Below are 24,947 nucleotides of genomic sequence, written 5' to 3' on the forward strand. Positions count from 1 at the left end.
TCTGACGAATATGGTTGCGGGAGCCGGATTTGAACCGACGACCTTCGGGTTATGAGCCCGACGAGCTACCAGACTGCTCCATCCCGCGTCAGAGGGGCGCATTCTACAGCTTCACGCCTGGTGGTCAAGCTATTTCGCAGTTTACCAGGCAATTTCTTCAGCGTGGGTTTCTTGAGGCCAAAGAAAAAGGCCACTGTATAAACAGTGGCCTTTTCTTTAAATCTGGTTGCGGGAGCCGGATTTGAACCGACGACCTTCGGGTTATGAGCCCGACGAGCTACCAGGCTGCTCCATCCCGCGCCTGTGAGATCGAATTCTACGGATTTACTTCCCTATGTCAAGCATTTACTTCAAAAAAACCTTTTTCCTTCAAACGTTTAGCGCTTGCTCAAGCCCCGCAGCTTAGGCGCGGCGGGGCTTTCAGGCCGATTATCGTGGTGGGCTGTGAGCCATGGGGCTGCATGCGCTACTATCTGTATGAATTTACAGTACTGACGGTCGTCCATGTCTTTGCGAAAGATCATTCATATCGACTGCGATTGCTTCTACGCCGCCATCGAGATGCGTGACGACCCGCGTCTGGCGGGGCGGCCCATGGCTGTCGGCGGTTCGCCCGACCACCGCGGGGTGATCGCCACGTGCAACTATGAGGCCCGCGCCTACGGTGTGCGCTCGGCAATGTCATCGCGCCATGCGCTCAAGCTCTGCCCTGATCTGCTCATCGTCAAGCCGCGCTTCGAGGCCTACCGCGAAGCCTCGCGTGAGATCCACGCGATTTTCCGTGACTACACCGAGCTGATCGAGCCGTTGTCGCTGGACGAAGCGTACCTGGATGTCAGTGACAGCCAGTGGTTCGCCGGTAGCGCTACGCGCATCGCCGAAGACATTCGTCGGCGCGTTGCCCGCACATTGCATATCACGGTCTCGGCCGGCGTAGCGCCCAACAAGTTCCTGGCCAAGGTCGCCAGCGACTGGCGCAAGCCCAATGGGCTTTTCGTGATAACGCCGGACCAGGTCGAGGCTTTTGTCGCGGCCTTGCCCGTCGCCAGGCTGCACGGCGTGGGCAAGGTGACGGCTGACAAGCTCACGCGGCTGGGGATCGACACTTGCCTGGACCTGCGGGCATGGTCTCGGCTGGCGCTGGTGCGCGAGTTCGGTAGTTTTGGCGAGCGGCTATGGGGGCTGGCGCGGGGCATCGACGATCGGGCTGTGCACAATGACAGCCGGCGGCAGTCGGTCAGCGTGGAAAACACCTACGACACGGATTTGCCGGACCTGGCCAGTTGCCTGGAACGTTTGCCGGAGCTTCTCGACAGCCTCAACCAGCGGATTGCGCGCATGGACGACAGCTACCGCCCGGAAAAACCCTTCGTCAAGGTGAAGTTCCATGATTTCAGCCAGACCACGCTGGAGCAGGCGGGGGCAGGGCGGGACTTGGAGAGTTATCGGCAGTTGATGCGCCAGGCCTTCGCCCGGGGTGGCAAACCGGTACGTTTGTTGGGGGTAGGGGTGAGGTTGCGGGATTTGCGCGGTGCGCACGAGCAGCTGGAGTTGTTCTCGGATAAATGAAAAGGGCTGCCTGAGGCAGCCCTTTCAATTATTGCACGCCCGGATCGGCTACCAACCGACCCGTGGCCTTGGTCAGTGTCTGCAAAAACTCCTGTTGCAGCTCGGGGTCGTTGCGGGTCAGCTCGACCAGGCTCTGCTCCATCTCGCTGGCTTCCTCTTCCAGGCCCAGCTCCGACAGGCGCTTGACCCGGTGCACCCACTGGCCGACATCGTCGTCTTCGAGATCGTCGAAGATCAGCTCGTGGGCTTCTTGCAGCTTGTTGCGCAAGGTGGCGCTTACCAGCAGGCTGGCATCGCCGCGCACCGCATTTTCCTCATCGACCACCTGCAAGTGCAGGGTGCCGACGTGGTTGAGGTGCTGCTCCGAGAACGGGCTGTCCAGCAGGTTCAGGCGCAGGATGCCGTTCCTGTCGGTGGTCAGTTCGTGGGACAGCTTGCCGGCCTTCACTTCGACCAGGCGTTCGCTCCACGGCAGGCTGGTGTATTCCTCGCGCTTGTCCTTCTGCACTTCGCTGATGCCCGCCAGGTTCTGCTGGGCGCGACCATTGGACTGCACGTTCATGAACGGGTTGAGCCCGGCCACGCCATAGCTGAACCAGTCGTGAGTCACGCTCTCGGGCAGGTTGCCCAAGGCGAAGACATTGACCACGTTGGCGCCGACGCCGGCCACCACGGCAACTGCACCCAGCGGAATCTCGTAGATCTCCCGCCAGGGCTGGTATGGCGTATAGCGATCGTAGCGACGGGTGACTTCGAATTCGGTGATTTCGAAGCGCTTCTGTTCATGGATGCGCACACGTCGTTGCGGAAGCTCCATTACCTTCGGCTCGCCGACATCGATCTGCAGGGTGTGTTCGAGCAGTTTGCGCTCGACGCGCTCTTCATGCTCGCTGCGCTGGGACATCTGGTTGGCGCAGCCGCTGACGAGCAGGGTGCCGCACAGTGCGGCACCCCCCAGGGTAAAGGTACTTCGCTTGGACATGATCACTCGTGCATTGGTTATCAGCGGCGAACGCGGGCCTGCAGGAAGCTCAGCACTTCATTGAGCGGCAGCGGTTGGGCGTCCTGCTCGGTGCGATGCTTGTATTCAAGGTTGCCATCGGCCAGGCCGCGGTCGCTGACGACGATACGGTGCGGGATGCCGATCAGCTCCATGTCGGCAAACTTGATGCCTGGGCTGGTTTTCTTGTCCCGGTCGTCCAGCAGGACTTCGAAGCCGGCGGCAGTCAGTTCGGCATACAGCTTGTCGGTTGCTTCGCGCACGATTTCGGTTTCGTAACGCAGCGGCACCAGGGCGATCTGGAACGGTGCCAGGGCGTCGTTCCAGATGATGCCTTTCTCGTCATAGCTCTGCTCGATGGCAGCGGCGACCACGCGGGACACGCCGATACCGTAGCAGCCCATGGCCAAGGTCACTGGCTTGCCGTTCTCGCCCAGTACCTGGCACTTGAGCGCCTCGCTGTACTTGGTGCCGAGTTGGAAGATGTGGCCGACCTCGATGCCACGCTTGATCACCAGGGTGCCCTGGCCGTCCGGGCTCGGGTCGCCTTCGACGACGTTACGCAGGTCGGCGACCTGAGGTACTGGCAGGTCACGCTCCCAGTTGACGCCGAAATAGTGCTTGTCGTCGATGTTGGCGCCAATGCCGAAGTCGCTCATCAGGGCGACCGAACGGTCGATCACGCATTCCAGCGGCAGGTTCAGCGGGCCGAGCGAACCTGCGCCGGCACCGATGGCTTCGCGCAGTTCGGCGTCGGTGGCCATGACCACTGGGTCGGCGACCTGTTCCAGCTTGGCTGCCTTGATTTCATTGAGCTCGTGGTCGCCACGGACCACCAGGGCTACCAGCTTGCCTTCCTCGGCGCCGCGCACGATCAGGGTCTTGACGGTCTTTTCGATCGGCAGGCCGAAGTTCTCGACCAATTGGGCGATGGTCTTGGCATCCGGGGTGTCGACTAGGCGCAGTTCTTCGGTAGGTGCCGAGCGCACGGTTTCGCGCGGGATGGCTTCGGCCTTCTCGATGTTTGCAGCGTAATCGGAGCTGTCGCTGAAGATCACGTCGTCTTCGCCGGAATCGGCCAGTACGTGGAATTCATGCGAGTAGCTGCCACCGATGGAGCCGGTGTCGGCCTGCACTGGGCGGAAATCCAGGCCCAGGCGGGTGAAGACGTTGGAGTACGCCTGGTGCATGCGGTCGTAGGTTTCCTGCAGGGAAGCCTGGTCGGCATGGAAGGAGTAGGCGTCCTTCATGATGAATTCGCGGCCACGCATCAAGCCGAAGCGCGGACGAATCTCGTCACGGAATTTGGTCTGGATCTGGTACATGTTGAGCGGCAGCTGTTTATAGCTGGACAGCTCGTTGCGGGCCAGGTCAGTGATGACTTCTTCGTGGGTCGGGCCGACGCAGAAATCACGGTTGTGGCGGTCTTTCAGGCGCAGCAGCTCTGGGCCGTACTGCTCCCAGCGGCCGGATTCCTGCCACAGTTCGGCAGGCTGGATGCTCGGCATCAGCACTTCCAGGGCGCCGGCGGCGTTCATTTCCTCGCGCACCACGGCTTCGACCTTGCGCATGACTCGCAGGCCCATCGGCAGCCAGGTGTACAGGCCGGAGGCCAGTTTGCGGATCATGCCGGCACGCAGCATGAGCTGATGGCTGATGACCACTGCGTCGGCAGGGGTTTCTTTCTGGGTGGCGAGCAGATATTGACTGGTGCGCATGGTTAGCCGTGTCGATTGCCTAAGACATTGAAATGACCCCGCATTGTACGGGGGCGAAACGAAGGCGTACAGAATGCCCCAGGCGGGGGCAGTTGTCAGCCAAGAAAAAGCCCGGCGGGTTCGCCGGGCTTTTTCAGGTGCGGGGCACGCTATAAGCCAGGCTTACAGGATGCTCAGCGGGTACTCGACGATCAGGCGCAGTTCGTCCAGCGATGGGGAACCGTAGTAGACGCCATCGGAAGAACGGTAGGTGGCTTGACGTACGCGGAAGCTCAGGTCCTTGGCAGGGCCTTCTTGCAGCACGTACTTGACGTCGATGTCGCGTTCCCATTCCTTGCCGTTGCTGGTGCCGGTGACGTTGGCATCGCTACCACGCACGTAACGGGTCATGAAGGTCAGGCCTGGTACGCCGAACTCGGCGAAGTTCAGGTCGTAGCGTGCTTGCCAGGATTTTTCGTCTTCGGCGTTGAAGTCGGAGCGGGCAACGGAGTTGGCCAGGAAAATGGTGCCGCCGCCGTCCACGCCGTAACCGTAGTCGCCGTCGCCGGTGACTTTCTGGTACGCCAGGGTGAAGGTGTGGGCGCCGATGTTGTACGCGCCCGAGAAGCTGAAGGCGGTGTTGTCGAGTTCTTCGCCATCGAACGCGGTGTACAGCGCGGCGCCATCGCTCTTGGTGTCATAGATGTTGAAGTCGAACACCAGGCCTTGCTTGTCGGAAATCGGCAGTGCCCAGTTGATGTTGCCGTAGTACTTGCGCCAGTAGTCTTCGACCTTGGAGTAGTAGAGGCTGGTGCTGAGGTTGTCGGTGAAGGCGTAGGTGCCACCGACAACATCGGCCTGGGTCAGGTGCAGACTGTCGTGGTCGGTTTCAGACTGGGCGTTCAGGGCGGTGAAATGACCAGCGTGCAGGGTCAGGCCCTTGATTTCGTTGCTGGTGATCAGGGCGCCTTCGACGGTTTCCGGCAGCAGTCGGCTGTCGTCGGTGGCCAGGACTGGCAGGGCAGTGAACTGGGTACCATACTTCAGCACAGTATCGGAGAAGCGCAGTTTTACCGCGCCGCCGCCTTCGGAGAACTCATCTTGAGCACTGCCGTCGGAGTCTGTCGGGAACTGGCCGGTGGAGTGGCGGCCTTTGCCGCTGTCCAGTTTGATGCCGAGCATGCCGATGGCATCTACACCGACGCCGACGACGCCTTGGGTGAAGCCCGACTCATAAGTACCCAGGAAGCCCAGGCCGGTTTCCTCGACGCGGCTCTGGCTGCCGGCCGGGTTGTTACGGAAGTCGCGGCTGAAGTACAGCATGCGAGTCTTGACGCTCAGCTGGCTGTCTTCGATGAATCCCTTGGACTCGTCCTGGGAAGAGGCCAGGGCCAATTGCGAGGTCCCTGCCGAAACGGCCAGGGCGATCATGCTCCACTTCATCACGCGCATCGTGACTTGCTCCTTTGGTTTTTAGGAAGAGTACTGCTGCGCCCAAGTCTTTTAGTTATATGGGGCAGCTCTTTCTTGTTATGTCGGCGGAAATGTATAGCACGCAGACTGTTGTTGGCGATATGGGCATATTGATCCTTTCGGGAACTTTATGGCCCTGTCGCTTTTAAGTATCTCCATGTCGCAAATCACGCTCCGGATTCTCGGGCGTGCAACCCCAGCGCTGTTCCTGTCACCGTTGTGCAATCGCTAAGTGTCGATTGCGGCTAGAGAAACTCCCTGGTGTGTCCAATGCAGCTGTCGTTATTTGTTGCGTACACCGCTTCATGCAGGTGTCGTGCCGACTTGGCGTGAAAGGAATGCAACAAGCGTGCTCAAAATTAACAACGCTTTATGAAATTTTCACAAACGTCATGGCGGGAGCGCGGAAAGCGCCGAAAACACGGGGTGTCGCTTGTCTGATGGTATGCCAAATCGTATGGGGCAGAAAAAGTCCAAGGCTGTCATAAAAGTCAATGTGTTACCGGGAACTGTTGAAGTTCTGTGGATGGAGTGAGTAGAAGCGTAGTGGCGAGCACGTTTGCGGCCTCATTTTGGTGCGAAAAGTAGCGCTGTGTTACCGCCTATGTGCAGGCGTCAGTCTTTGATGAACTGAAAGCGTGCAGCCATGTATCCTTGCGCCCAAGTTCCCGCGGTCGCGGGCTGTTTCGCTTGATGGAGGTTTACCGTGTTTGTGATGGATTCGCGTCTGCAGCAAGATTCCTACGTGCTTGGCGATTTTCCGCTGTGCCGTCTGCTGGTTAGCAAAGATGCCAACTACCCTTGGTTCATTCTGGTGCCCAAGCGTGCGGGCGTGAGTGAGCTGTTCGACTTGAGCCAGGAAGATCAGGCGCAGCTCTGGAAAGAAACCACCTACCTGGCTGAAACGCTGAAAAGCGAGTTTGCAGCAGACAAGATGAATGTTGCCACGCTAGGCAATGTGGTCAGCCAGATGCACATGCATGTCATCGTTCGCCATAAGCATGACGCTGCATGGCCGGCGCCGGTCTGGGGTAAGGTGCCCGCTGTCGAGTATGGGCCGGGGCAGGTCGAGGCTATCCGGCTGCGCTTGCGCGATTTGCTCAAATCCGGTTACGAGGAGGCCTGACATGCCGTTGGAATCGCGCGTCATCGAGTTGGAGACCCGGCTGGCGTTCCAGGATGACACCATTCAAGCACTGAATGATGTTGTGGTCGCGCAGGGGCAGGTGATCGAGCGCCTGCAACTGCAAATGGCCGAGCTGATCAAGCGCTACGAAGAAATGGTCGGTCATTACGGCAATGAAGGCGAAGAGGCGCCTCCACCGCACTACTAAATAGAATAGATAGAAGGGATGCAGCCCTGGGAGCCCCAGGGCTGACAGTGGTCAGCGGCGATGTACCGCAACCACGTCCTCGGCCTGCAGGCCCTTGTCACGGTGCATCACCGAAAACTCCACACGCTGGCCTTCGACCAGAATGCGATGGCCTTCACCGCGAATGGCGCGAAAGTGGACGAAAATATCGTCACCCGAATCGCGCGAGATGAAACCAAAGCCCTTGGAGGTGTTGAACCACTTCACGGTGCCGGTATCGCGCTTGCCGGCGTCCAGTGGGGTGGGTTGGCTGGTGCGCGATTTGCGGCTGCTGCGGGCGAAGCCGACCGCCAGGTGCAGGGCGACCGCCAGGGTTGCGCAGACCAGCGCGGCCAGGTTGCCCATTTCCGGGCGCGCAAGCAGGGTCAAGGTTTGCAGAACCACGGCCACTACCAGGAGGGCGCAGGCCAGGTGTTGCAGTTGTTGGCGTGCGCCACGGTAATACAGTGGCACGACCGGGGCCAGCAGCAGGTTGAGCAGGCCGAGCAGGCCCAGGTAGACCGCATCGGGTTGCTGCAGGAAGGGTGTTGCATCGGTTTTCAGGCTGGGCATGAGCGAGAGCAGCAAAGCCGCAACGCCCGTCACCAGGTGGACGATCTTGAACATGGGTTGGCTCACAGTTGATAAGGCCGATCACAGGAAGAGCTGGCGGCACGGTGCGCATGAGGTGTAGAGCGCGAACACGCAGCACGCCAGCCTATGCACCCGGCAATAACAGTCCGCACGGGTGGCACCTTGCCTATTTAACAGCAAAGGCCGGGCCTTCTCAAACGCACGAGGCGGATGGCGATGGTTTGCCCTGGGTCATGGGCGGGTTGGTCAAAGTGTTGATACAGTGTTTCAGGCCCGCTTGATCATCAAGCCAAATGGAAAGGGGAACTTCATGGCAATCGATATCGGTATCAGTGAAGAAGATCGCAAGTCCATCGTCGAAGGGCTTTCCCGCCTGTTGTCGGATACCTACGTGCTGTATCTGAAAACCCACAACTTCCACTGGAACGTCACGGGTCCGTCGTTCCGTACCCTGCACTTGATGTTCGAGGAGCAATACAACGAGCTGGCGCTGGCGGTCGACTCGATCGCCGAGCGGATTCGCGCGCTGGGCTTTCCGGCACCTGGGTCTTATGCCTTCTATGCCCGTCATTCCTCGATCAAGGAGGAGGAGGGGGTGCCGGCTGCGGACGAGATGATTCGCCAGCTGGTTCAGGGTCAGGAAGCCGTGGTGCGCACCGCGCGCAGTATTTTCCCCGTGGTGGACAAGGTCAGTGACGAACCTACTGCCGACCTGCTGACCCAGCGCATGCAAGTGCACGAGAAGACGGCCTGGATGCTGCGGGTGCTGCTCGACGGCGAATAATCGAAAATTGTTGTAGGCGCTGTCCTAAAGCTCGGTCGATTACTCCTCGACCGGGCTTTTTCGTTTGTGCAGGAAGGCTTTGCCGCTGCTTTGTGTTCGTTTGTGCGCGCTTGATTTAGCCCCTGGGCCCTGCGCGGGTTGCGCAGGGATTTCGGTGGTAGCCAGTTAGTGGGGCGCGTGATGCAAGCGAATAAGCGGCGGGAAAGCCTGGGGCGATGGCCAGGCAAGCAGTGCATCGATCCGTTCAAGGCGGATTTCGACATGTTGCAGGTTCAGCCAGTGTCACGTTCGGTCCGGCTCAACGGTTTTTCTACCTGTTTGCGCCTGGAATCGATCTATTGGATGATTCTCCACCGTATCGCCGAGGCCAATGACTGCTCGGTCAGCGCCGTATTGTCGTACGTGGACCGTGAGGTGCACCTGCGCCAGGGCGGGGTGCGTAACTTCAGCGGGCTCATCCGGGTGATCTGCGTCGCCTGGTTGCTCGACCCGCCGAGTGTACGCTGATCGCCGGGCGGGCTGCGCAGTGCTTGTTAACCATATATAATCTCGCTTTTTGCTGCCCAGGCAGCCCGCGTAGTGGTTGACGAGAGACGTCCATGCCCCTTTATGACTATCAATGTGCTGCCTGCAATCACCAGATGGAGGTGCTGCAGAAGATCAGCGCCGCACCGCTGACCGATTGCCCGGCCTGTGAAGCGCCGGCATTGAAGAAACTGCTGTCGGTCCCTGGCTTTCGCCTGAGCGGTAGCGGCTGGTACGAAACCGACTTCAAGACCGGGGCAAAAAAGAATCTGGCAGGCGGCGACAAGGCCGACTGAGTTGAATGCAGTAGCTGGGTCTTGCAGTATTAACCCTCTGGGCAAGGCCTCCACCGAATACACGAATCACGAGAAGCGAAACCACCATCATGATGCGCAGCCATTATTGCGGCCAACTGAACGAGAGCCTGGACGGCCAGGAAGTCACCCTTTGCGGCTGGGTCCATCGTCGCCGCGACCACGGCGGGGTGATCTTCCTCGACATCCGTGACCGCGAAGGCATGGCCCAGGTCGTGTTCGACCCGGACCGCGCCGACACCTTCGCCGCCGCCGACCGCGTGCGCAGCGAATACGTCGTGCAGATCACCGGCAAGGTGCGCAAGCGCCCTGAAGGTGCGGTGAATGCCAACATGGCCTCCGGTGCCATCGAGATCCTCGGCTATCAGCTGACCGTGCTCAACGAAGCTGAAACCCCGCCGTTCCCGCTGAACGAATACTCCGACGTCGGCGAGGAAACCCGCCTGCGCTACCGCTTCATCGACCTGCGTCGTCCGGAAATGGCCGACAAGCTGCGCCTGCGTTCGCGCATCACCAGCAGCATCCGTCGCTACCTGGACGAAAACGGCTTCCTCGACGTCGAAACGCCGATCCTGACCCGTGCTACTCCGGAAGGCGCGCGCGACTACCTGGTACCGAGCCGTACCCACGCGGGCAGCTTCTTCGCCCTGCCGCAGTCGCCGCAGCTGTTCAAGCAGCTGCTGATGGTCGCTGGCTTCGATCGCTACTACCAGATCGCCAAGTGCTTCCGTGACGAAGACCTGCGTGCCGATCGCCAGCCGGAATTCACCCAGATCGACATCGAGACCAGCTTCCTCGACGAGTCCGAGATCATGGGCCTGACCGAAAACATGATCCGCAAGCTGTTCAAGGAAGTGCTGGACCTGGAATTCGGCGAATTCCCGCACATGACCTTCGAAGAAGCCATGCGCCGCTACGGTTCCGACAAGCCTGACCTGCGTATCCCGCTGGAACTGGTCGACGTCGCCGACCAGCTGAAGGATGTCGACTTCAAGGTCTTCGCCGGTCCCGCCAACGATCCGAAGTGCCGCGTGACCGCCCTGCGCCTGCCAGGCGGCGCCAGCATGCCGCGCAGCAAGATCGACGAGTACACCAAGTTCGTCGGCATCTATGGTGCCAAGGGCCTGGCCTACATCAAGGTCAACGAGCGCGCCAAGGGTGTCGAAGGTCTGCAGTCGCCGATCGTCAAGAACATCCCTGAGGCCAACCTCAACAACATCCTCGACCGCGTTGGCGCTGTAGACGGCGACATCGTGTTCTTCGGTGCCGACAAGTTCAAGGTAGTCAGCGAAGCCCTGGGCGCGCTGCGTATCCGCCTGGGTCACGACTTCGAGCTGCTGACCTGCGAGTGGGCGCCGATGTGGGTCGTCGACTTCCCGATGTTCGAAGAGAACGAAGACGGCAGCTTCACTGCATTGCACCACCCGTTCACCGCGCCGAAGTGCACCCCGCAAGAGCTCGAGGCCAACCCGGCCACGGCCCTGTCCCGTGCCTACGACATGGTCCTGAACGGCACCGAGCTGGGTGGCGGTTCGATCCGTATCCACCGTAAAGAGATGCAACAGGCGGTGTTCCGTCTGCTGGGTATCGAAGCGGCAGAACAGGAAGAGAAGTTCGGCTTCCTGCTCGATGCACTGAAGTTCGGTGCACCACCTCACGGTGGCCTGGCCTTCGGTCTGGACCGCCTGGTGATGCTGATGACCGGCGCCCAGTCGATCCGTGAAGTGATCGCCTTCCCGAAAACCCAGAGCGCCGCGTGCGTCATGACCCAGGCCCCTGGCATGGTCGACGCCAAGGCCCTGCGCGAGCTGCACATCCGTCTGCGCGAACAGACCAAGGTCGAGTAAGCGGACCCCGGGCGCATCCACATGGATGCGCCTTTGCGTTACGGCGCAGGAATTTGTCGTTGCGCCCCGTTCGGGGCGTAATTGTTTGTGTTTCAAGGATTTGGAGTTGTTATGGCTGGTCATTCCAAGTGGGCGAACATCAAGCACCGCAAAGAGCGCCAGGATGCCAAGAGAGGCAAGATCTTCACCAAGTGGATCCGTGAGCTGACGGTCGCGGCCAAGCAGGGTGGCGCCGATCCGGCCTCCAACCCGCGCCTGCGCCTGGCGCTGGACAAGGCCCTGGGTGCCAACATGAGCCGCGATATCATCGATCGCGCCGTGGCTCGTGGTGCCGGCACCAATGAGAGCGACAACGTCGAAGAGCTCAGCTACGAGGGTTACGGCCCGGGCGGCGTGGCGATCATGGTCGAGGCCATGACCGACAACCGCAACCGGACTGCGGCTGCCGTGCGCCATGCCTTCACCAAGTGTGGCGGCAACCTCGGTACCGATGGCTCGGTGGCTTACCTGTTCGAGCGCAAGGGGCAGATCAGCTTCGCGCCGGGCATCGACGAAGATGCGTTGATGGAAGCGGCGATGGAAGCCGATGCCGACGACGTGGTGGTTAATGATGACGGTTCGTTCGAGGTGTTCACTTCGTTCAACAGCTTCTATGCCGTGCGCAATGCGCTGGAGGAAGCGGGCTTCAAGGCGGCTGACGCGGAAATCGTCATGCAGCCGACCACCAGCGCGGAGCTGGATCAGGAGGGTGCCGAGAAGGTGCTCAAGCTGATCGACATGCTCGAAGACCTGGATGACGTACAGAACGTCTACTCCAATGCGCAGATTTCCGACGAGATCATGGAAAAACTCGGCTAAGGTGTTCTGGCGCTTGCAGTCAGGCTTGTGAGTTTTCCGGCGCCTGTTCCGGCCCTTTCGCGGGACAAGCCCGCTCCCACAGGGTATCCACTGCTCCTGAGTACAGTGGAGTGCCCTGTGGGAGCGGGCTTGTCCCGCGAAAGGGCCGGCGCAGTTTGCAAAAATGCATCCCCTTGTACGATAGGCGTTATGACTCTGATTCTTGGTATCGACCCCGGCTCGCGCATCACCGGTTATGGCGTAGTGCGCCAGAATGCCCGCGGTTGCGAGTACGTGGCGTCGGGTTGTATCCGCACCGGTAGCGGCGAATTGCACGAGCGTTTGCTGATCGTATTTCGCGGTGTCAGCGAAATTATTCGCACCCATGAGCCCGTGACCATGGGCATCGAGCGCGTGTTCATGGCGCGCAACGCTGATTCCGCGCTCAAGCTCGGCCAGGCACGTGGTGCAGCGATCGTCGCCGCCGCCGAAGCGGGGCTGGAAATCGCCGAATACAGTGCCAGTCAGGTCAAGCAGGCTGTCGCCGGTACCGGCGGCGCCAACAAGGAACAGGTGATGCTGATGGTCATGCACCTGCTCAAGCTCACCCAGAAACCGCAGATCGACGCCTCCGATGCCCTGGCCATCGCCCTGTGCCATGCCCATACCCGCTCCAGCCTGGTGCCCCACGGCTTGGCCACGGCACGCCGGCGTGGCGGGCGCTTGCGTCTGTAGGCGCTTCATGCGCTGATACATTTTTTGTCCGGGTGAACCGTTCACCCGTTGCATTTGCTGATAGGGTTGACCGGTCTTTGACCGGCCCCGAGAGGAAGGATCGGAACGTGATTGGACGTTTGCGCGGCACCCTGGCGGAAAAGCAGCCACCGCACCTGGTTATCGATGTCAACGGTGTGGGCTATGAGCTCGAAGTGCCCATGACCACCCTGTATCGCCTGCCCAAGGTGGGCGAAAGCGTGACCGTGCATACCCACCTGGTGGTGCGTGAAGATGCCCACCTGTTGTACGGCTTCCATGAAAAGCGCGAGCGTGAGCTGTTCCGTGAGCTCATCCGGCTCAACGGCGTGGGTCCGAAGCTGGCGCTGGCGCTGATGTCGGGCCTTGAGGCAGACGAGCTGGTGCGCTGCGTGCAGGCCCAGGACACCTCGGCGCTGGTGCGCGTGCCCGGCGTCGGCAAGAAGACCGCCGAGCGCTTGCTGGTCGAGCTCAAGGACCGCTTCAAGGCCTGGGAAACATCCCCGGCCATGTTCACCCTGGTGTCCGATGGCCCGGTGCCGGTCAGCAGTGCCTCCACGGCCGAGGCTGACGCCGTCAGTGCCCTGGTTTCCCTGGGCTACAAGCCACAGGAAGCGAGCAAGGCGGTGTCCGCCATCAAGGACAAGGCCGGCCTGAGCAGCGAAGACCTGATCCGCCGCAGCCTTAAAGGGATGATTACCAAGTGATCGAAGCCGACCGCCTGATCGCCGCCAGTGGCCGCGACCGTGAAGAAGTCCAGGACCGTGCGATCCGCCCGCTGCGCCTGGACGAATACATCGGCCAGCCGGTGGTGCGCGAGCAGATGGCACTGTTCATCCAGGCTGCGCGCGGTCGCAACGAGTCGCTCGACCACACCCTGATCTTCGGCCCGCCCGGGTTGGGCAAGACCACCCTGGCCAACATCATCGCCCAGGAAATGGGCGTGTCGGTCAAGAGTACCTCCGGGCCGATCCTGGAGCGCCCGGGCGACCTGGCGGCCATGCTGACCAACCTCGAACCCCACGATGTGCTGTTCATCGACGAGATCCACCGGCTCTCGCCGGTGGTCGAGGAGGTGCTGTACCCGGCCATGGAGGACTTCCAGCTCGACATCATGATCGGCGAGGGCCCGGCGGCGCGCTCGATCAAGCTGGACCTGCCACCTTTCACCCTGGTCGGCGCCACCACTCGTGCGGGCATGCTCACCAACCCGTTGCGCGACCGCTTCGGTATCGTCCAGCGCCTGGAGTTCTACAGCGACAAGGACCTGGCGACCATCGTCAGCCGCTCGGCCGGCATTCTCGGCCTGACCATCGAGGACCAGGGCGCCTATGAGATCGCTCGTCGCGCCCGTGGCACGCCGCGTATCGCCAACCGCCTGCTGCGCCGTGTGCGTGACTACGCCGAGGTGCGCGGCAAAGGGCAGATCACCAAGGCGGTGGCCGACCTGGCGCTGAACCTGCTGGATGTCGACGAGCGCGGTTTCGACCATTCCGACCGACGCCTGCTGCTGACCATGATCGAGAAGTTCGACGGTGGCCCGGTAGGGGTGGACAACCTGGCGGCGGCGATCAGCGAGGAGCGTCACACCATCGAGGACGTGCTCGAACCCTACCTGATCCAGCAAGGCTACATCATGCGCACGCCGCGCGGCCGTGTGGTCACCCGGCATGCCTACCTGCACTTTGGTCTGAATGTTCCCGGGCGCCTGGGCGAGGGGGGAGATTTTTCCGAAGCAGGCGATGAATGACAGATCGAAACCGGCTTTTCGTGGTCCTACCGCTGGCATGCCCTGGGCGCGCTGGCAATTCGACATTAATGAGCAAAAAACAGTTGCCGCAGCGGATTGGCAAGCTGAGGAGTAAGCACTAGAGTATGCGCGCGCAAAATGGCCTGGAACCTTTCGCACACCGTTATCGCGTCTATTACGAGGATACCGATGCCGGTGGCGTGGTGTATTACGTCAACTACCTGAAATTCATGGAGCGCGCGCGCACCGAATGGCTGCGGCACATGGGCTTTTCCCAGCAGATACTGGCCGGAGAAAATCTGTTGCTGGTGGTCCACTCCTGCGAAGCGCGCTATCACGCGCCGGCGCGCCTGGACGATGAACTCCGGGTGACCGCGCAAGTACTTGAACTCAATCGCGCCAGCCTGCGTTTTTCACAGCAGGTCTGGCGAGAAAAGGATGAAACGCTGCTCTGCGAAGGGCAGGTCCTGGTGGCCGCCGTGCGCGCCGACACTTTCAAACCCCGAGCCTTACCCCCGGAGCTGCGCGACGCCTATGTGGCGGACGGCTCGGGTACTCAATCGAATGCAGGAGAATAAGCGTGGAAGCTAACGTCGTCGACCATACCTCCATGTGGAGTCTGGTCAGCAATGCCAGCGTGGTGGTACAGCTGGTAATGCTGATCCTGGTGGCCGCCTCGGTCACCTCATGGATCATGATCTTCCAGCGCAGCACTATGCTGCGCGCCGGTCGTCGTGCGCTGGATGCCTTCGAGGAGCGCTTCTGGTCGGGTATCGACCTGTCCAAGCTGTACCGTCAGGCAGGCAGCAACCCAGACCCGGATTCGGGTGTGGAGCAGGTCTTCCGTGCCGGCTTCAAGGAATTCTCGCGCCTGCGCCAGCAGCCGGGCGTCGACCCTGATGCCGTCATGGAAGGTGTAGGCCGTGCCATGCGCGTGGCCATTTCGCGCGAAGAAGAAAAGCTCGAGCAAAGCCTGCCGTTCCTCGCCACCGTCGGTTCCACCAGCCCGTACATCGGCCTGTTCGGTACCGTCTGGGGCATCATGAACTCCTTCCGCGGCCTGGCCAGCGCACAGCAGGCCACCCTGGCCACTGTTGCTCCGGGTATCGCCGAAGCACTGATCGCCACCGCCATCGGCCTGTTTGCGGCAATCCCTGCGGTAATCGCCTACAACCGTTTCGCTGCCCGCAGCGAAGTGCTGATCGGCCGTTACTACACCTTCGCCGACGAGTTCCAGGCGATCCTGCACCGCAAAGTGCACACCAGCGAAGAGTAATCAGGTAGAAACCCATGGCCCGAGTTCGCCACAAACGCAAGCCGGTCGCCGAGATGAACGTGGTGCCTTACATCGACGTGATGCTGGTGCTGCTGGTCATCTTCATGGTGACGGCCCCCATGCTCAACCAGGGGGTGAAGGTCGACCTGCCCAAGGTTTCCAGTGAAGCCTTGCCGCAGGACAACAACGTCCAGATCCTCACCATCTCCATCAAAGCCGACAAGACCTACTACTGGAACCTCGGCAGTGAAGTCGATACCGACAAACAGATGGACAAGGCCATGACCTTGCCCGACATGACCAGCGCGGTGACCAAGATCATTGCCGCCGGTCGCGACCAGGGCAAGCAGACCCAGGTCTTCATTCGTGGCGACAAGGCTGTCGACTACGGCGCGGTCATGGGTGCCATGGGCGGGTTGCAGAAGGCCGGTGTCGGTAACGTTGGCCTGATTACCGAGGCGCCCTGATGCAACAGCGAGAGCCATCCGCCTCGGAAAGCTACTTCTGGCCCAGCGTCTGGGCCATCGGCCTGCATGTGCTGGTGTTCGCGATGCTGTTCGTCAGCTTTGCCATGACGCCAGAGCTGCCGCCTTCCAAGCCGATCGTTCAGGCTACCCTGTATCAGCTCAAGTCCAAGAGCCAGGCGACTACCCAGACCAATCAGAAGATTGCCGGGGAAGCGAAGAAAACCGCCTCGCGCCAGACCGAAGTCGAGCAGTTGGAGCAGAAGAAGGTCGAGCAGGAGGCCATCAAGGCGGCGGAACAAAAGAAAGCTGACGCGGCTCAAAAGGCCGAGGAAGCTCGCGAAGCTGCCGAGGCGAAGAAAGCCGAGGCCGCGGAAGCCAAGAAAACCGCCGAAGCCAAGAAGGCCGAGGAGGCGAAGAAGGCCGCCGAGAAGCAGCAGGCCGACATCGCCAAGAAGAAAGCTGAAGAAGAGGCCAAGAAGCAGGCCGAAGAAGAAGCCAAGAAACAAGCCGCCGAGGAGGCCAAGAAAAAGGCCGCCGAGGAAGCGAAGAAGAAAGCAGCCGAGGACGCCAAGAAGAAGACGGCGGCCGAGGAAGCGAAGAAGAAGGCAGCTGAAGAGGCCAAGAAAAAGGCCGCTGCGGACGCCCAGAAGAAAAAGGCACAGGAAGCGGCCCGCAAGGCGGCGGAAGACAAGAAAGCCCAGGCCCTGGCCGAGCTGTTGTCCGACACCACCGAGCGGCAGCAAGCGCTGGCCGACGAGCAGGGTGACCAGGTGGCCGGCGACTTCGACGACCTGATCCGCTTGCGCGCGGCCGAGGGCTGGGCGCGACCACCTTCCGCGCGTAAGGGCATGACGGTGACCCTGCAGGTCAACATGTTGCCGGACGGCACCATCACCGGTGTTACCGTGATCCGCTCCAGTGGGGACGGTCCGTTTGACAGTTCGGCGGTGGCTGCGGTCAAGAACATTGGTCGTTTGACCGAGATGCAGGGTATGAAACCGAGCGATTTCAATCGTTATCGTTCGTTCAAGATGACATTTACACCTGAGGATCTAGCGTTGTGATTAAACTCCTTCGAGGAATGTTGGTCATGCTCTGCTGCGTGGCTGGCATGGCCATGGCAGAGGAAAAGAACATCCTGGTCACCAGCGGCAGCGATCGGGCTACGCCCATCGCGGTAGTGCCGTTCGGTCTGCAGGGTGGCAGCGTACTGCCGGAAGACATGGCCGACATCATCGGTAACGACCTGCGCAACTCCGGCTACTACTCGCCGATTCCGCGGCAGAACATGATCAGCCAGCCAACCCAGGCCAGCGAAGTCATCTTCCGCGACTGGAAAGCCCTGGGCGCCCAGTACGTGATGGTTGGCAGCATCGTGCCGTCGGGCGGCCGCCTGCAGGTGCAGTACGCGCTGTTCAACGTCGCCACCGAGCAGCAAGTGCTGACCGGTAGCGTCGCGGGCACCACCGACCAGCTGCGCGACATGTCGCACTACATCGCCGACCAGTCGTTCGAGAAGCTCACCGGCATCAAGGGTGCGTTCTCCACCCGCATGCTGTACGTGACTGCCGAGCGCTTCTCGACCAACAATACCCGCTACACCCTGCAGCGTTCGGACTACGACGGTGCCCGTGCAGTGACGCTGCTGCAGTCGCGCGAGCCGATCCTGTCGCCGCGCTTCGCTCCGGATGGCAAGCGTATCGCCTATGTCTCGTTCGAGCAGAAGCGCCCACGCATCTTCGTCCAGCACATCGATACCGGTCGCCGCGAGCAGGTCACCAACTTCGAGGGCCTGAACGGTGCGCCGGCCTGGTCGCCTGACGGTTCGCGCCTGGCGTTCGTGCTGTCGAAGGACGGCAACCCGGACATCTACGTGATGAACGTGGCTTCTCGCCAGATCAGCCGTGTCACCGCCGGCCCAGGTATCAACACTGAGCCGTTCTGGGGCAAGGATGGCAACACCCTGTACTTCACCTCCGACCGTGGCGGCAAGCCGCAGATCTACAAACAGTCGGTCAGCGGTGGTGGTGCCGAGCGCGTGACTTTCGTGGGTAACTACAACGCCAACCCGAAACTTTCGGCGGACGAAAAAACCCTGGTAATGATTCATCGCCAGCAGGGTTTCACCAACTTCAAAGTGGCGGCACAAGACTTGCAACGCGGAAGTGTAAAGATTCTCTCCGAGACCAGTCTTGACGAGTCTCCCACTGTCGCGCCAAACGGCACCATGCTAATCTACGCCACCCGCCAGCAGGGCCGGGGAGTCTTGATGCTCGTGTCGCTTAATGGCCGCGTGAGGCTCCCACTTCCTACCGCTCAAGGCGAAGTCAGAGAACCGTCCTGGTCCCCTTACCTGAACTGATTGCGGCGTAATACTTTTGCTTAACACACTGGGGTTTCATTAGGAGTTTCACGATGGAAATGCTGAAGTTTGGTAAATTTGCTGCGCTGGCTCTGGCCATGGCCGTAGCTGTAGGTTGCTCCTCGAAAGGCGGTGACAACGCTGGTGAAGGCGCTGTTGATCCGAACGCTGGTTACGGCGCCAACACCGGTGCTGTCGACGGCTCCCTGAGCGAAGAAGCGGCCCTGCGCGCAATCACCACCTTCTACTTCGAATACGACAGCTCGGACCTGAAGCCAGAAGCCATGCGCGCTCTGGACGTTCACGCCAAGGACCTGAAGTCCAACGGCAACCGCGTTGTTCTGGAAGGCAACACCGACGAGCGCGGCACCCGCGAGTACAACATGGCTCTGGGTGAGCGTCGTGCCAAGGCCGTTCAACGTTACCTGGTTCTGCAGGGCGTTTCCCCTGCTCAGCTGGAACTGGTCTCCTACGGCGAAGAGCGTCCAGTTGCCACCGGCAACGACGAGCAGTCCTGGGCTCAGAACCGTCGCGTAGAACTGCGTAAGTAAGTTCCTATGCATAAGTGCCGTCGTGCTGTAACCGTCCTCGCACTCAGCCTTCCGCTTTCAGCGTGGGCTGCGGTTCCTGTAGTAGATGACAACGCAGGTGCTTACCCACCTTCGGGTTATGGCACGAGCGGCGCCTATGCCGGGGCAGGGGCTTCGACCCCTGCCTCGGCACAGGGCCAGCTGTTCATGCAGCTGCAACAGATGCAGGACCAGATCTCCCGCCAGCAAGGCATCATCGAAGAGTTGCAGAACGATGTGTCTCGCATGAAGCAGGAAAACCTGGAGCGTTACCAGGATCTGGACCGTCGCATCAACAGTGGTGGCGCGCCTGCCGCGACCCCCGATAATTCCTCCACCGGTGCAGCTCCCGATGCCGCCGCCGGTGCCGCAGCAGGCGCCGCAGGCGCTGCTGCACAACAACCGGCCGCCAGCAGCGAGCCGGGCGATCCGGCGAAAGAGAAGCTCTATTACGACGCAGCTTTCGACCTGATCAAGCAGAAGGACTTCGACAAGGCCAGCCAGGCCTTCAATGCCTTCCTGCGCAAGTACCCCAACAGCCAGTACGCCGGCAATGCCCAGTACTGGTTGGGCGAGGTGAACCTGGCCAAGGGCGATCTTCCCGCTGCCAGCCAGGCCTTCGCCCAGGTCAGCCAGAAGTACCCCAAGCACAGCAAGGTGCCGGATTCCCTGTACAAGCTCGCCGACGTCGAGCGCCGCATGGGCCACACCGACAAGGTCAAGGGTATCCTGCAGCAAGTCATCACCCAGTACCCCGGCACCTCTGCCGCGCAGCTGGCGCAACGCGACCTGCAGAAGCTCTGAGACGTGCCTTTGGAAAGAAACCCGCGCTAGCCGCGGGTTTTTTCGTTAGAATCACTGCCCTTTTTTCGTAAACACGCTGCCGCGGATAACGCCTTGTCGAGTTCGCTGCAGTGCCTGACGGAGGCGGACAGCCTGTTTAGCTGTCACGCCCGTGGCGATCATGCAAGAAACACTACGCATCACCGAAGTCTTTTACTCGTTGCAGGGTGAAACGCGAACGGCTGGGCTGCCCACGGTCTTCGTGCGCCTGACCGGTTGCCCCCTGCGCTGTCAGTATTGCGACAGTGCCTACGCCTTCAGTGGCGGCACCGTACGCACCCTCGACTCGATCATGGAGCAGGTGGCGGGCTTCAAGCCGCGCTATGTCTGCGTCACCGGTGGCGAGCCGTTGGCCCAGCCGAACGCCTTGCCCCTGCTGCAGCGCCTGTGCGATGCCGGCTATGAGGTTTCGCTGGAAACCAGCGGCGCGCTGGATATCTCGGCGACCGACGTGCGCGTCAGCCGCGTGGTCGACCTCAAGACCCCAGGCTCTGAAGAGTCCCATCGCAATCTCTACGCGAACATCGAGCACCTGACCGCCAACGACCAGGTCAAGTTCGTCATCTGCTCCCGCGAGGACTATGACTGGGCAGTGTCCAAGCTGATCCAGTACAACCTCGCCGAGCGTGCTGGCGAGGTACTGTTCTCGCCCAGCCACCATCAGGTGAACGCCAGTGAACTGGCCGACTGGATCGTTGCCGACAACCTGCCCGTGCGTTTCCAGATGCAGCTGCACAAGCTGCTGTGGAACGACGAACCCGGACGTTGATTGAGAGTAAGAGCACATGACTGAGAAACGCGCGGTAATCCTGCTGTCTGGCGGCCTCGACTCGGCCACCGTTGTAGCCATGGCCAAGGCCGAGGGCTACAGCTGCTACACCATGAGCTTCGACTATGGCCAGCGCCACCGTGCCGAGCTGAACGCCGCCGCTCGCGTCGCCCGCGACCTGGGTGTGGTCGAGCACAAGGTGATTGGCCTTAGCCTCGACGGCATCGGCGGCTCGGCCCTGACCGACAGCAGCATCGACGTACCGGAAACCCCGGGCGAGGGCATCCCGGTCACTTACGTGCCGGCCCGCAACACGGTGTTTCTGTCCCTGGCGCTGGGCTGGGCGGAAGTGCTGCAAGCACGCGATATCTTCATTGGTGTGAATGCCGTGGACTACTCCGGCTACCCGGACTGCCGTCCAGAGTTCGTCGAAGCGTTCGAGCGCATGGCCAACCTGGCCACCAAGGCCGGTGTCGAAGGGCAGGGCTTCCGTATCCAGGCGCCGCTGCAGAACCTGAGCAAGTCGCAGATCGTGCAGGCGGGTATCGCGCGAGGTGTCGACTACAGCCTGACGGTTTCCTGCTACCAGGCCGACGACGAAGGTCGCGCCTGTGGCAAGTGCGACAGCTGCCGCCTGCGCGCGGACGGCTTCAAGGCTGCCGGCGTAGACGACCCAACTCGTTATTTTTGAAAAAAGTTACGATGGGGTGTTGATTTCTCGTTAGAAATCAGTATTATACGCGCCATCCAACGGGTCGTTAGCTCAGTTGGTAGAGCAGTTGGCTTTTAACCAATTGGTCGTAGGTTCGAATCCTACACGACCCACCATATGCAGTAAGTCAAAGCCCGCTACCGGAAACGGTGGCGGGCTTTGTCGTTTCTGGCGTTCTGTCGTGGCCTCATCGCCGGCAAGCCGGCTCCCACAGGGGAATCACTGCTCTCAATGGCTGTGCAGATCCTGTGGGAGCCGGCTTGCCGGCGATTGGGCCGCAGAGCGGCCCTTATTCCGCCCACTCCGGATCCCCGGTGAACACCACGGTGATCCAACGATCCGGCCCTTCGCCACCCACCGCGTCGCCAATCTCGTTGCGCAAAGCGTCCCACTCATCGATGGTCTTGGCGCCCATGCTCTTGGGCACGATGAAATACAGTTCGATTTCCCGCGAACGCCCAACCTTGGCCACATAGGCCCGGTAGGACTGCAGCCCGTGCTTGCTGACGAACGCCCGCGACACTTCGTCCACGTGCTGCTTGAGGTCGCCTGGCGTGACCAGGAAGATTTCCGACATGGCCTGGCGCACCACCGACAGCGGCAGCGGGATGATCACCAGGCACACCAGTGCCAGCACCGCCGGGTCAATGTAAGGCGACACCCATTCCCACTGCGTGCCCTGCACCGCGTAGCCGAAGCAGAAGGCGATCAGCAAGGCTGCGGTAATGCTCGCCGACATGATCCAGCCCTTGACGTCCATACGTACGAAGTCGGACTGCAGCTTGCGGTTGGCGCGATTCTCGACCACGGCGATGGTGGCGCAGGCGATCACGGTCAGTACCGCGTAGATCATCGCGATGCCGAACTCCAGGTGGCGGCCGCCTTCGAGCAGGCTACTGACGGCGTTGATCAGCGCATAGATGGCCACGCCGCTGAGCAGGATGCCGTTGAGTGCCAGGACCATCGGTTCCAGGTGCCAGAAGCCCATGGTGAAGCGCTCGCGCAGCTTGCGTGACAGCTGCAGGCTGGTGGCGTGCGAGGTGATCAGCTTGACCACCACCAGGGACAGGCCGCTCATGCTGGCATCGACCAGCGAGTAGACGCCGTCGAAGACGATCGAGAACGAGCCTGAGGCCAGGCCGAAGGCGATGCCGATGGTGGCGATGAACAGGGTGACGGCGATCGAGGTGCGTAGCAGGCCCTGTTCGCTGGTGATGTCGAAGAAGGGTGGTTTGTTGGGTGATTCCATGGGTAAAACTCATTCAAAAGGTTGTGGCCCTATCGCCGGCAAGCCGGCTCCCACAGGTAAGGCACAGTAGTCAAAACCTGTGCCGTACTTGTGGGAGCCGGCTTGCCGGCGATGGGGCCCGTACAGACTAGACGCGAAACTGTTCCATCAAAGCCTGTTGCTGATTGGCCAATCGGTTCAATGCCTGACTGATCCGCGCCGATTCATCCGCCTGTCCCGACAGCGATTCTGTCACATCGCGGATCCCGGCCACGTTGCGGTTCACTTCCTCGGCCACAGCGCTCTGTTCCTCCGCCGCCGAGGCAATCTGCAGGTTCATGTCGCTGATCACCGCCACCGCTTCGCCAATCCGTTGCAAGGCCGGCAGCGCCTGCTCCATGCGCGTTGCACTGGCCTGCGCCTGACGCTGGCCAGCGTGCATCGCGCCGACCACATCCTGGGTGCCTTGTTGCAGGCCTTCGATCACCTGGCGGATCTCTTCCACCGATACCTGGGTGCGCCGGGCCAGGGTGCGCACCTCGTCGGCGACCACAGCGAAGCCGCGCCCGGCTTCCCCGGCGCGCGCCGCTTCGATGGCCGCGTTGAGTGCCAGCAGGTTGGTCTGCTCGGCAATGGAGCGGATCACCTCCAGTACCGAGCCGATCTGCTCGCTGCGACTCTCCAAAGCGCGGGCCTCATCCACGGCCGTATTCATCCCGGCCGTCAGCTGGTCGATGGCCTTGCGGGTGCTGGCAATCAGTTGCAAGCCCTCGCGGCTGGCCTGGTCGGCACCGCGTGCGGCCTGAGCTGCCTGGGCGGCGTTGTGGGCGACATCCTGGGCCGTAGCGCTCATTTCATTGGCGGCCGTCGCTACCTGCTCGATTTCGCGTTGCTGCTGCTGCATGCCACTGCTGGTCTGGCTGGCGATGGCTGCGGACTGGTCAGCGGTGCCGCGGGCTTCGAGCAGCGACCCTTTGACCTGGGCAATCACCGGTTGCAGCTTGTCGAGGAAGCGGTTGAACCAGCCGCTGAGCTGGCCCAATTCATCCTGTCGGGCGTATTCCAGGCGGCGGGTGAGGTCGCCTTCGCCGCTGGCGATGTCTTCCAGCCGCGCGGCCACGGCCAGGATTGGCCGAGTCACGCCACGTGCCGTCAGCCAGACCAGCAGCAGGCCGAGTACCGCAGCGCCAAGGCCGATCAGCAGGCCGTTCAGGTTGGCGCTCTGGTTGTGCGCGTCCAGGCGCTGGTTGAGGGCCACGGCGGGCGCCTGGAGCACGGCCTCAGGCAGCTCCAGAAACACTTGCCAAGGGGCTGCGTCGGGGATCGGCGAGAACGGCCGGGCGACCCGCAACAGGCCGCTGGCCACGGCCTGGTCCAGCGGTGCGCCCAGCTTTGAGCTGTCGCGGCTGTGGCCGGCCAGCAGGCCGCTGGCGCTGACGATACTGACCTGGCCCTGGCCGTCGAACAGGTCTTGGCGGCCTTCCAGGCTCAACTGCTGCAGGTTGTCCAGGCCGATGTCCAGGCCGACGACGCCGACCACCTTGCCATGCTCCAGCAGTGGCAGGGCAATGCTGGTCATCAGCACTTGGCGGCCATTGACCTCGTCCAGGTAGGGTTCCAGCACGCAGGCTCTGGCCGTTTCCTCAGGGCAGGTCAGCCAGCGGTTCTTGGGGGCGCCGTTGGTGCCGAGGCTGCCGTCGTTGAGCATCGATTCGGGCATGGCCTCAAGTTCCAGCGTGCCTGGGCGTGGTTGCGACCAGTACAGCGAGAAGCGCCCGCTTTCGTTGCTGCCGAGCGCGTCCTGGCCGACGAATTGACTGTCCTGATGATCCAGTGCGTTGGGCTGGTACACCAGGTACAGGCCGATCACATCCGGGTTGCCGGCAAGGCTGGCGTGGGCCTGGCGGGTCAGCTCGGCGCGCAGGTCGCTGCCGCCACGGGCCTTGAGTACCTGTGTCAGGCGGGCAAAGCCATTGGCGTACTGGTAGCCATCCATGAAATAGCGCTGGATACGCAGGGCCTGGGTTTCGGCGTGGGCCTGCAGGCGCAGGCGAGCGCTGTGATCGAGCATTTCGCTGTTGGCCTGGCTGACCAGGGTCGCGCTACGCCGAGCCTGGGTCAGCGAGGTGGCCACCAGCAAGGCGACGATGGCCAGCAGGCAGAGGCCGGCGAGCAGGGTGATCTTCCATTGGATGGACAGGCGGCGCAGCGGCATCTTGGCTTTCC

At 61.5% G+C, this 24,947-nt stretch carries 26 protein-coding genes, 3 tRNA genes and 1 pseudogene; 21 read left to right on the forward strand and 9 right to left on the reverse strand.

The window, feature by feature from the left end; genetic code table 11:
• Positions 1 to 11 precede the first annotated feature (11 nt).
• Both ACIPZG_RS02320 and ACIPZG_RS02325 read right to left on the reverse strand, forming a co-directional pair.
• Positions 12 to 88: transfer RNA gene (locus ACIPZG_RS02320), tRNA-Met, on the reverse strand.
• Between the two features lie 135 nt (positions 89 to 223).
• Positions 224 to 300, reverse strand: a tRNA-Met gene (locus ACIPZG_RS02325).
• Between the two features lie 210 nt (positions 301 to 510).
• Between ACIPZG_RS02325 and dinB the strand changes: the two genes are divergently transcribed.
• On the forward strand, positions 511 to 1,569 hold the full coding sequence (gene dinB, locus ACIPZG_RS02330; protein ID WP_162130456.1) for a DNA polymerase IV: 1,059 nt from the start codon (positions 511 to 513) through the stop codon (positions 1,567 to 1,569).
• A gap of 28 nt (positions 1,570 to 1,597) precedes the next feature.
• Here the strand turns inward: dinB and ACIPZG_RS02335 are convergent, their stop codons facing one another.
• The 3 genes from ACIPZG_RS02335 to ACIPZG_RS02345 all read right to left on the reverse strand — a co-directional run bounded on the left by ACIPZG_RS02335 (position 1,598) and on the right by ACIPZG_RS02345 (position 5,718).
• The gene (locus ACIPZG_RS02335) at positions 1,598 to 2,551 is read right to left on the reverse strand and encodes a hypothetical protein (protein ID WP_400709807.1); all 954 of its coding nucleotides are present in this window, start codon (positions 2,549 to 2,551) and stop codon (positions 1,598 to 1,600) included.
• A 20-nt stretch (positions 2,552 to 2,571) separates the two neighbouring features.
• On the reverse strand, positions 2,572 to 4,287 hold the full coding sequence (locus ACIPZG_RS02340) for a proline--tRNA ligase (RefSeq protein WP_400709810.1): 1,716 nt from the start codon (positions 4,285 to 4,287) through the stop codon (positions 2,572 to 2,574).
• A gap of 162 nt (positions 4,288 to 4,449) precedes the next feature.
• Positions 4,450 to 5,718 (reverse strand): OprD family porin, encoded by a 1,269-nt coding sequence (locus tag ACIPZG_RS02345; RefSeq protein WP_400709813.1) that lies wholly within the window; start codon positions 5,716 to 5,718, stop codon positions 4,450 to 4,452.
• A 727-nt stretch (positions 5,719 to 6,445) separates the two neighbouring features.
• Here ACIPZG_RS02345 and ACIPZG_RS02350 point away from each other — a divergent pair.
• Positions 6,446 to 6,865 carry an HIT family protein gene (locus tag ACIPZG_RS02350; protein WP_400709816.1) on the forward strand — a complete coding sequence of 140 codons (420 nt, stop codon included), beginning with the start codon at positions 6,446 to 6,448 and terminating at the stop codon, positions 6,863 to 6,865.
• 1 nt (position 6,866) lies between these two features.
• The gene (locus ACIPZG_RS02355) at positions 6,867 to 7,073 is read left to right on the forward strand and encodes a SlyX family protein (protein WP_400639304.1); all 207 of its coding nucleotides are present in this window, start codon (positions 6,867 to 6,869) and stop codon (positions 7,071 to 7,073) included.
• 51 nt (positions 7,074 to 7,124) lie between these two features.
• Here the strand turns inward: ACIPZG_RS02355 and ACIPZG_RS02360 are convergent, their stop codons facing one another.
• Positions 7,125 to 7,718 carry a cold shock domain-containing protein membrane protein gene (locus ACIPZG_RS02360; RefSeq protein WP_400709819.1) on the reverse strand — a complete coding sequence of 198 codons (594 nt, stop codon included), beginning with the start codon at positions 7,716 to 7,718 and terminating at the stop codon, positions 7,125 to 7,127.
• A 277-nt stretch (positions 7,719 to 7,995) separates the two neighbouring features.
• Between ACIPZG_RS02360 and ACIPZG_RS02365 the strand changes: the two genes are divergently transcribed.
• The 18 genes from ACIPZG_RS02365 to ACIPZG_RS02450 all read left to right on the forward strand — a co-directional run bounded on the left by ACIPZG_RS02365 (position 7,996) and on the right by ACIPZG_RS02450 (position 21,609).
• Positions 7,996 to 8,469, forward strand: a complete 474-nt coding sequence (locus ACIPZG_RS02365) for a Dps family protein (protein ID WP_008090202.1) — start codon at positions 7,996 to 7,998, stop codon at positions 8,467 to 8,469.
• Between the two features lie 180 nt (positions 8,470 to 8,649).
• Positions 8,650 to 8,976 (forward strand): ribbon-helix-helix domain-containing protein, encoded by a 327-nt coding sequence (locus ACIPZG_RS02370; RefSeq protein WP_400709821.1) that lies wholly within the window; start codon positions 8,650 to 8,652, stop codon positions 8,974 to 8,976.
• Between the two features lie 92 nt (positions 8,977 to 9,068).
• Positions 9,069 to 9,290 carry an FmdB family zinc ribbon protein gene (locus ACIPZG_RS02375; protein ID WP_400709823.1) on the forward strand — a complete coding sequence of 74 codons (222 nt, stop codon included), beginning with the start codon at positions 9,069 to 9,071 and terminating at the stop codon, positions 9,288 to 9,290.
• Positions 9,291 to 9,379: 89 nt separating this feature from the next.
• Positions 9,380 to 11,155 (forward strand): aspartate--tRNA ligase, encoded by a 1,776-nt coding sequence (gene aspS / locus ACIPZG_RS02380; RefSeq protein WP_400709825.1) that lies wholly within the window; start codon positions 9,380 to 9,382, stop codon positions 11,153 to 11,155.
• Between the two features lie 111 nt (positions 11,156 to 11,266).
• Positions 11,267 to 12,013 carry a YebC/PmpR family DNA-binding transcriptional regulator gene (locus ACIPZG_RS02385; RefSeq protein ID WP_400639309.1) on the forward strand — a complete coding sequence of 249 codons (747 nt, stop codon included), beginning with the start codon at positions 11,267 to 11,269 and terminating at the stop codon, positions 12,011 to 12,013.
• Between the two features lie 189 nt (positions 12,014 to 12,202).
• The gene (ruvC, locus tag ACIPZG_RS02390; RefSeq protein ID WP_008090211.1) at positions 12,203 to 12,727 is read left to right on the forward strand and encodes a crossover junction endodeoxyribonuclease RuvC; all 525 of its coding nucleotides are present in this window, start codon (positions 12,203 to 12,205) and stop codon (positions 12,725 to 12,727) included.
• A 107-nt stretch (positions 12,728 to 12,834) separates the two neighbouring features.
• Positions 12,835 to 13,452, forward strand: coding sequence for a Holliday junction branch migration protein RuvA (gene ruvA, locus ACIPZG_RS02395; RefSeq protein ID WP_400639310.1), 618 nt, complete (start codon positions 12,835 to 12,837; stop codon positions 13,450 to 13,452).
• Positions 13,449 to 14,495, forward strand: a complete 1,047-nt coding sequence (ruvB, locus tag ACIPZG_RS02400) for a Holliday junction branch migration DNA helicase RuvB (RefSeq protein WP_008090215.1) — start codon at positions 13,449 to 13,451, stop codon at positions 14,493 to 14,495. The genes ruvA and ruvB overlap by 4 nt, the downstream gene beginning before the upstream one ends.
• Positions 14,496 to 14,620: 125 nt before the next feature.
• Positions 14,621 to 15,073, forward strand: coding sequence for a tol-pal system-associated acyl-CoA thioesterase (gene ybgC, locus ACIPZG_RS02405; protein ID WP_400709827.1), 453 nt, complete (start codon positions 14,621 to 14,623; stop codon positions 15,071 to 15,073).
• Positions 15,074 to 15,075: 2 nt separating this feature from the next.
• Entirely contained in the window at positions 15,076 to 15,771 is a 696-nt protein-coding gene (tolQ, locus tag ACIPZG_RS02410) for a protein TolQ (protein WP_008090219.1), read from the forward strand.
• A 14-nt stretch (positions 15,772 to 15,785) separates the two neighbouring features.
• Positions 15,786 to 16,238: a protein TolR gene (gene tolR / locus ACIPZG_RS02415; protein WP_008090221.1), complete on the forward strand. Its 453-nt coding sequence runs from the start codon at positions 15,786 to 15,788 to the stop codon at positions 16,236 to 16,238.
• On the forward strand, positions 16,238 to 17,302 hold the full coding sequence (gene tolA, locus ACIPZG_RS02420; RefSeq protein WP_400709829.1) for a cell envelope integrity protein TolA: 1,065 nt from the start codon (positions 16,238 to 16,240) through the stop codon (positions 17,300 to 17,302). The genes tolR and tolA overlap by 1 nt, the downstream gene beginning before the upstream one ends.
• A 26-nt stretch (positions 17,303 to 17,328) precedes the next feature.
• Positions 17,329 to 18,600 carry a Tol-Pal system beta propeller repeat protein TolB gene (tolB, locus tag ACIPZG_RS02425; protein WP_008090225.1) on the forward strand — a complete coding sequence of 424 codons (1,272 nt, stop codon included), beginning with the start codon at positions 17,329 to 17,331 and terminating at the stop codon, positions 18,598 to 18,600.
• Positions 18,601 to 18,653: 53 nt separating this feature from the next.
• Positions 18,654 to 19,151 carry a peptidoglycan-associated lipoprotein Pal gene (gene pal, locus ACIPZG_RS02430; RefSeq protein WP_008090230.1) on the forward strand — a complete coding sequence of 166 codons (498 nt, stop codon included), beginning with the start codon at positions 18,654 to 18,656 and terminating at the stop codon, positions 19,149 to 19,151.
• 6 nt (positions 19,152 to 19,157) lie between these two features.
• Positions 19,158 to 19,973 (forward strand): tol-pal system protein YbgF, encoded by an 816-nt coding sequence (gene ybgF / locus ACIPZG_RS02435; protein WP_400639314.1) that lies wholly within the window; start codon positions 19,158 to 19,160, stop codon positions 19,971 to 19,973.
• A gap of 160 nt (positions 19,974 to 20,133) precedes the next feature.
• A complete protein-coding gene (gene queE, locus ACIPZG_RS02440; RefSeq protein WP_008090233.1) occupies positions 20,134 to 20,781 on the forward strand; it encodes a 7-carboxy-7-deazaguanine synthase QueE in 648 nt (215 codons plus the stop codon).
• 16 nt (positions 20,782 to 20,797) lie between these two features.
• Positions 20,798 to 21,472: a 7-cyano-7-deazaguanine synthase QueC gene (gene queC / locus ACIPZG_RS02445; RefSeq protein WP_400709831.1), complete on the forward strand. Its 675-nt coding sequence runs from the start codon at positions 20,798 to 20,800 to the stop codon at positions 21,470 to 21,472.
• A 61-nt stretch (positions 21,473 to 21,533) separates the two neighbouring features.
• Positions 21,534 to 21,609, forward strand: a tRNA-Lys gene (locus ACIPZG_RS02450).
• Positions 21,610 to 21,782: 173 nt separating this feature from the next.
• On the opposite strand, the gene ACIPZG_RS02455 is transcribed toward ACIPZG_RS02450, so the two are convergent.
• The 3 genes and pseudogenes from ACIPZG_RS02455 to ACIPZG_RS02465 form a co-directional block, all read right to left on the reverse strand.
• On the reverse strand, positions 21,783 to 22,742 hold the full coding sequence (locus ACIPZG_RS02455; RefSeq protein ID WP_400709833.1) for a cation diffusion facilitator family transporter: 960 nt from the start codon (positions 22,740 to 22,742) through the stop codon (positions 21,783 to 21,785).
• Between the two features lie 127 nt (positions 22,743 to 22,869).
• Positions 22,870 to 23,625, reverse strand: a complete 756-nt coding sequence (locus tag ACIPZG_RS02460; protein ID WP_400710861.1) for a methyl-accepting chemotaxis protein — start codon at positions 23,623 to 23,625, stop codon at positions 22,870 to 22,872.
• Between the two features lie 102 nt (positions 23,626 to 23,727).
• A pseudogene (locus ACIPZG_RS02465) lies at positions 23,728 to 24,936 on the reverse strand (HAMP domain-containing protein); the annotation flags it as partial.
• Positions 24,937 to 24,947: the final 11 nt, after the last annotated feature.

Origin of the sequence: Pseudomonas sp. NPDC089395, assembly GCF_044749525.1 — a bacterium.
In the GTDB taxonomy this organism is placed as follows: domain Bacteria; phylum Pseudomonadota; class Gammaproteobacteria; order Pseudomonadales; family Pseudomonadaceae; genus Aquipseudomonas.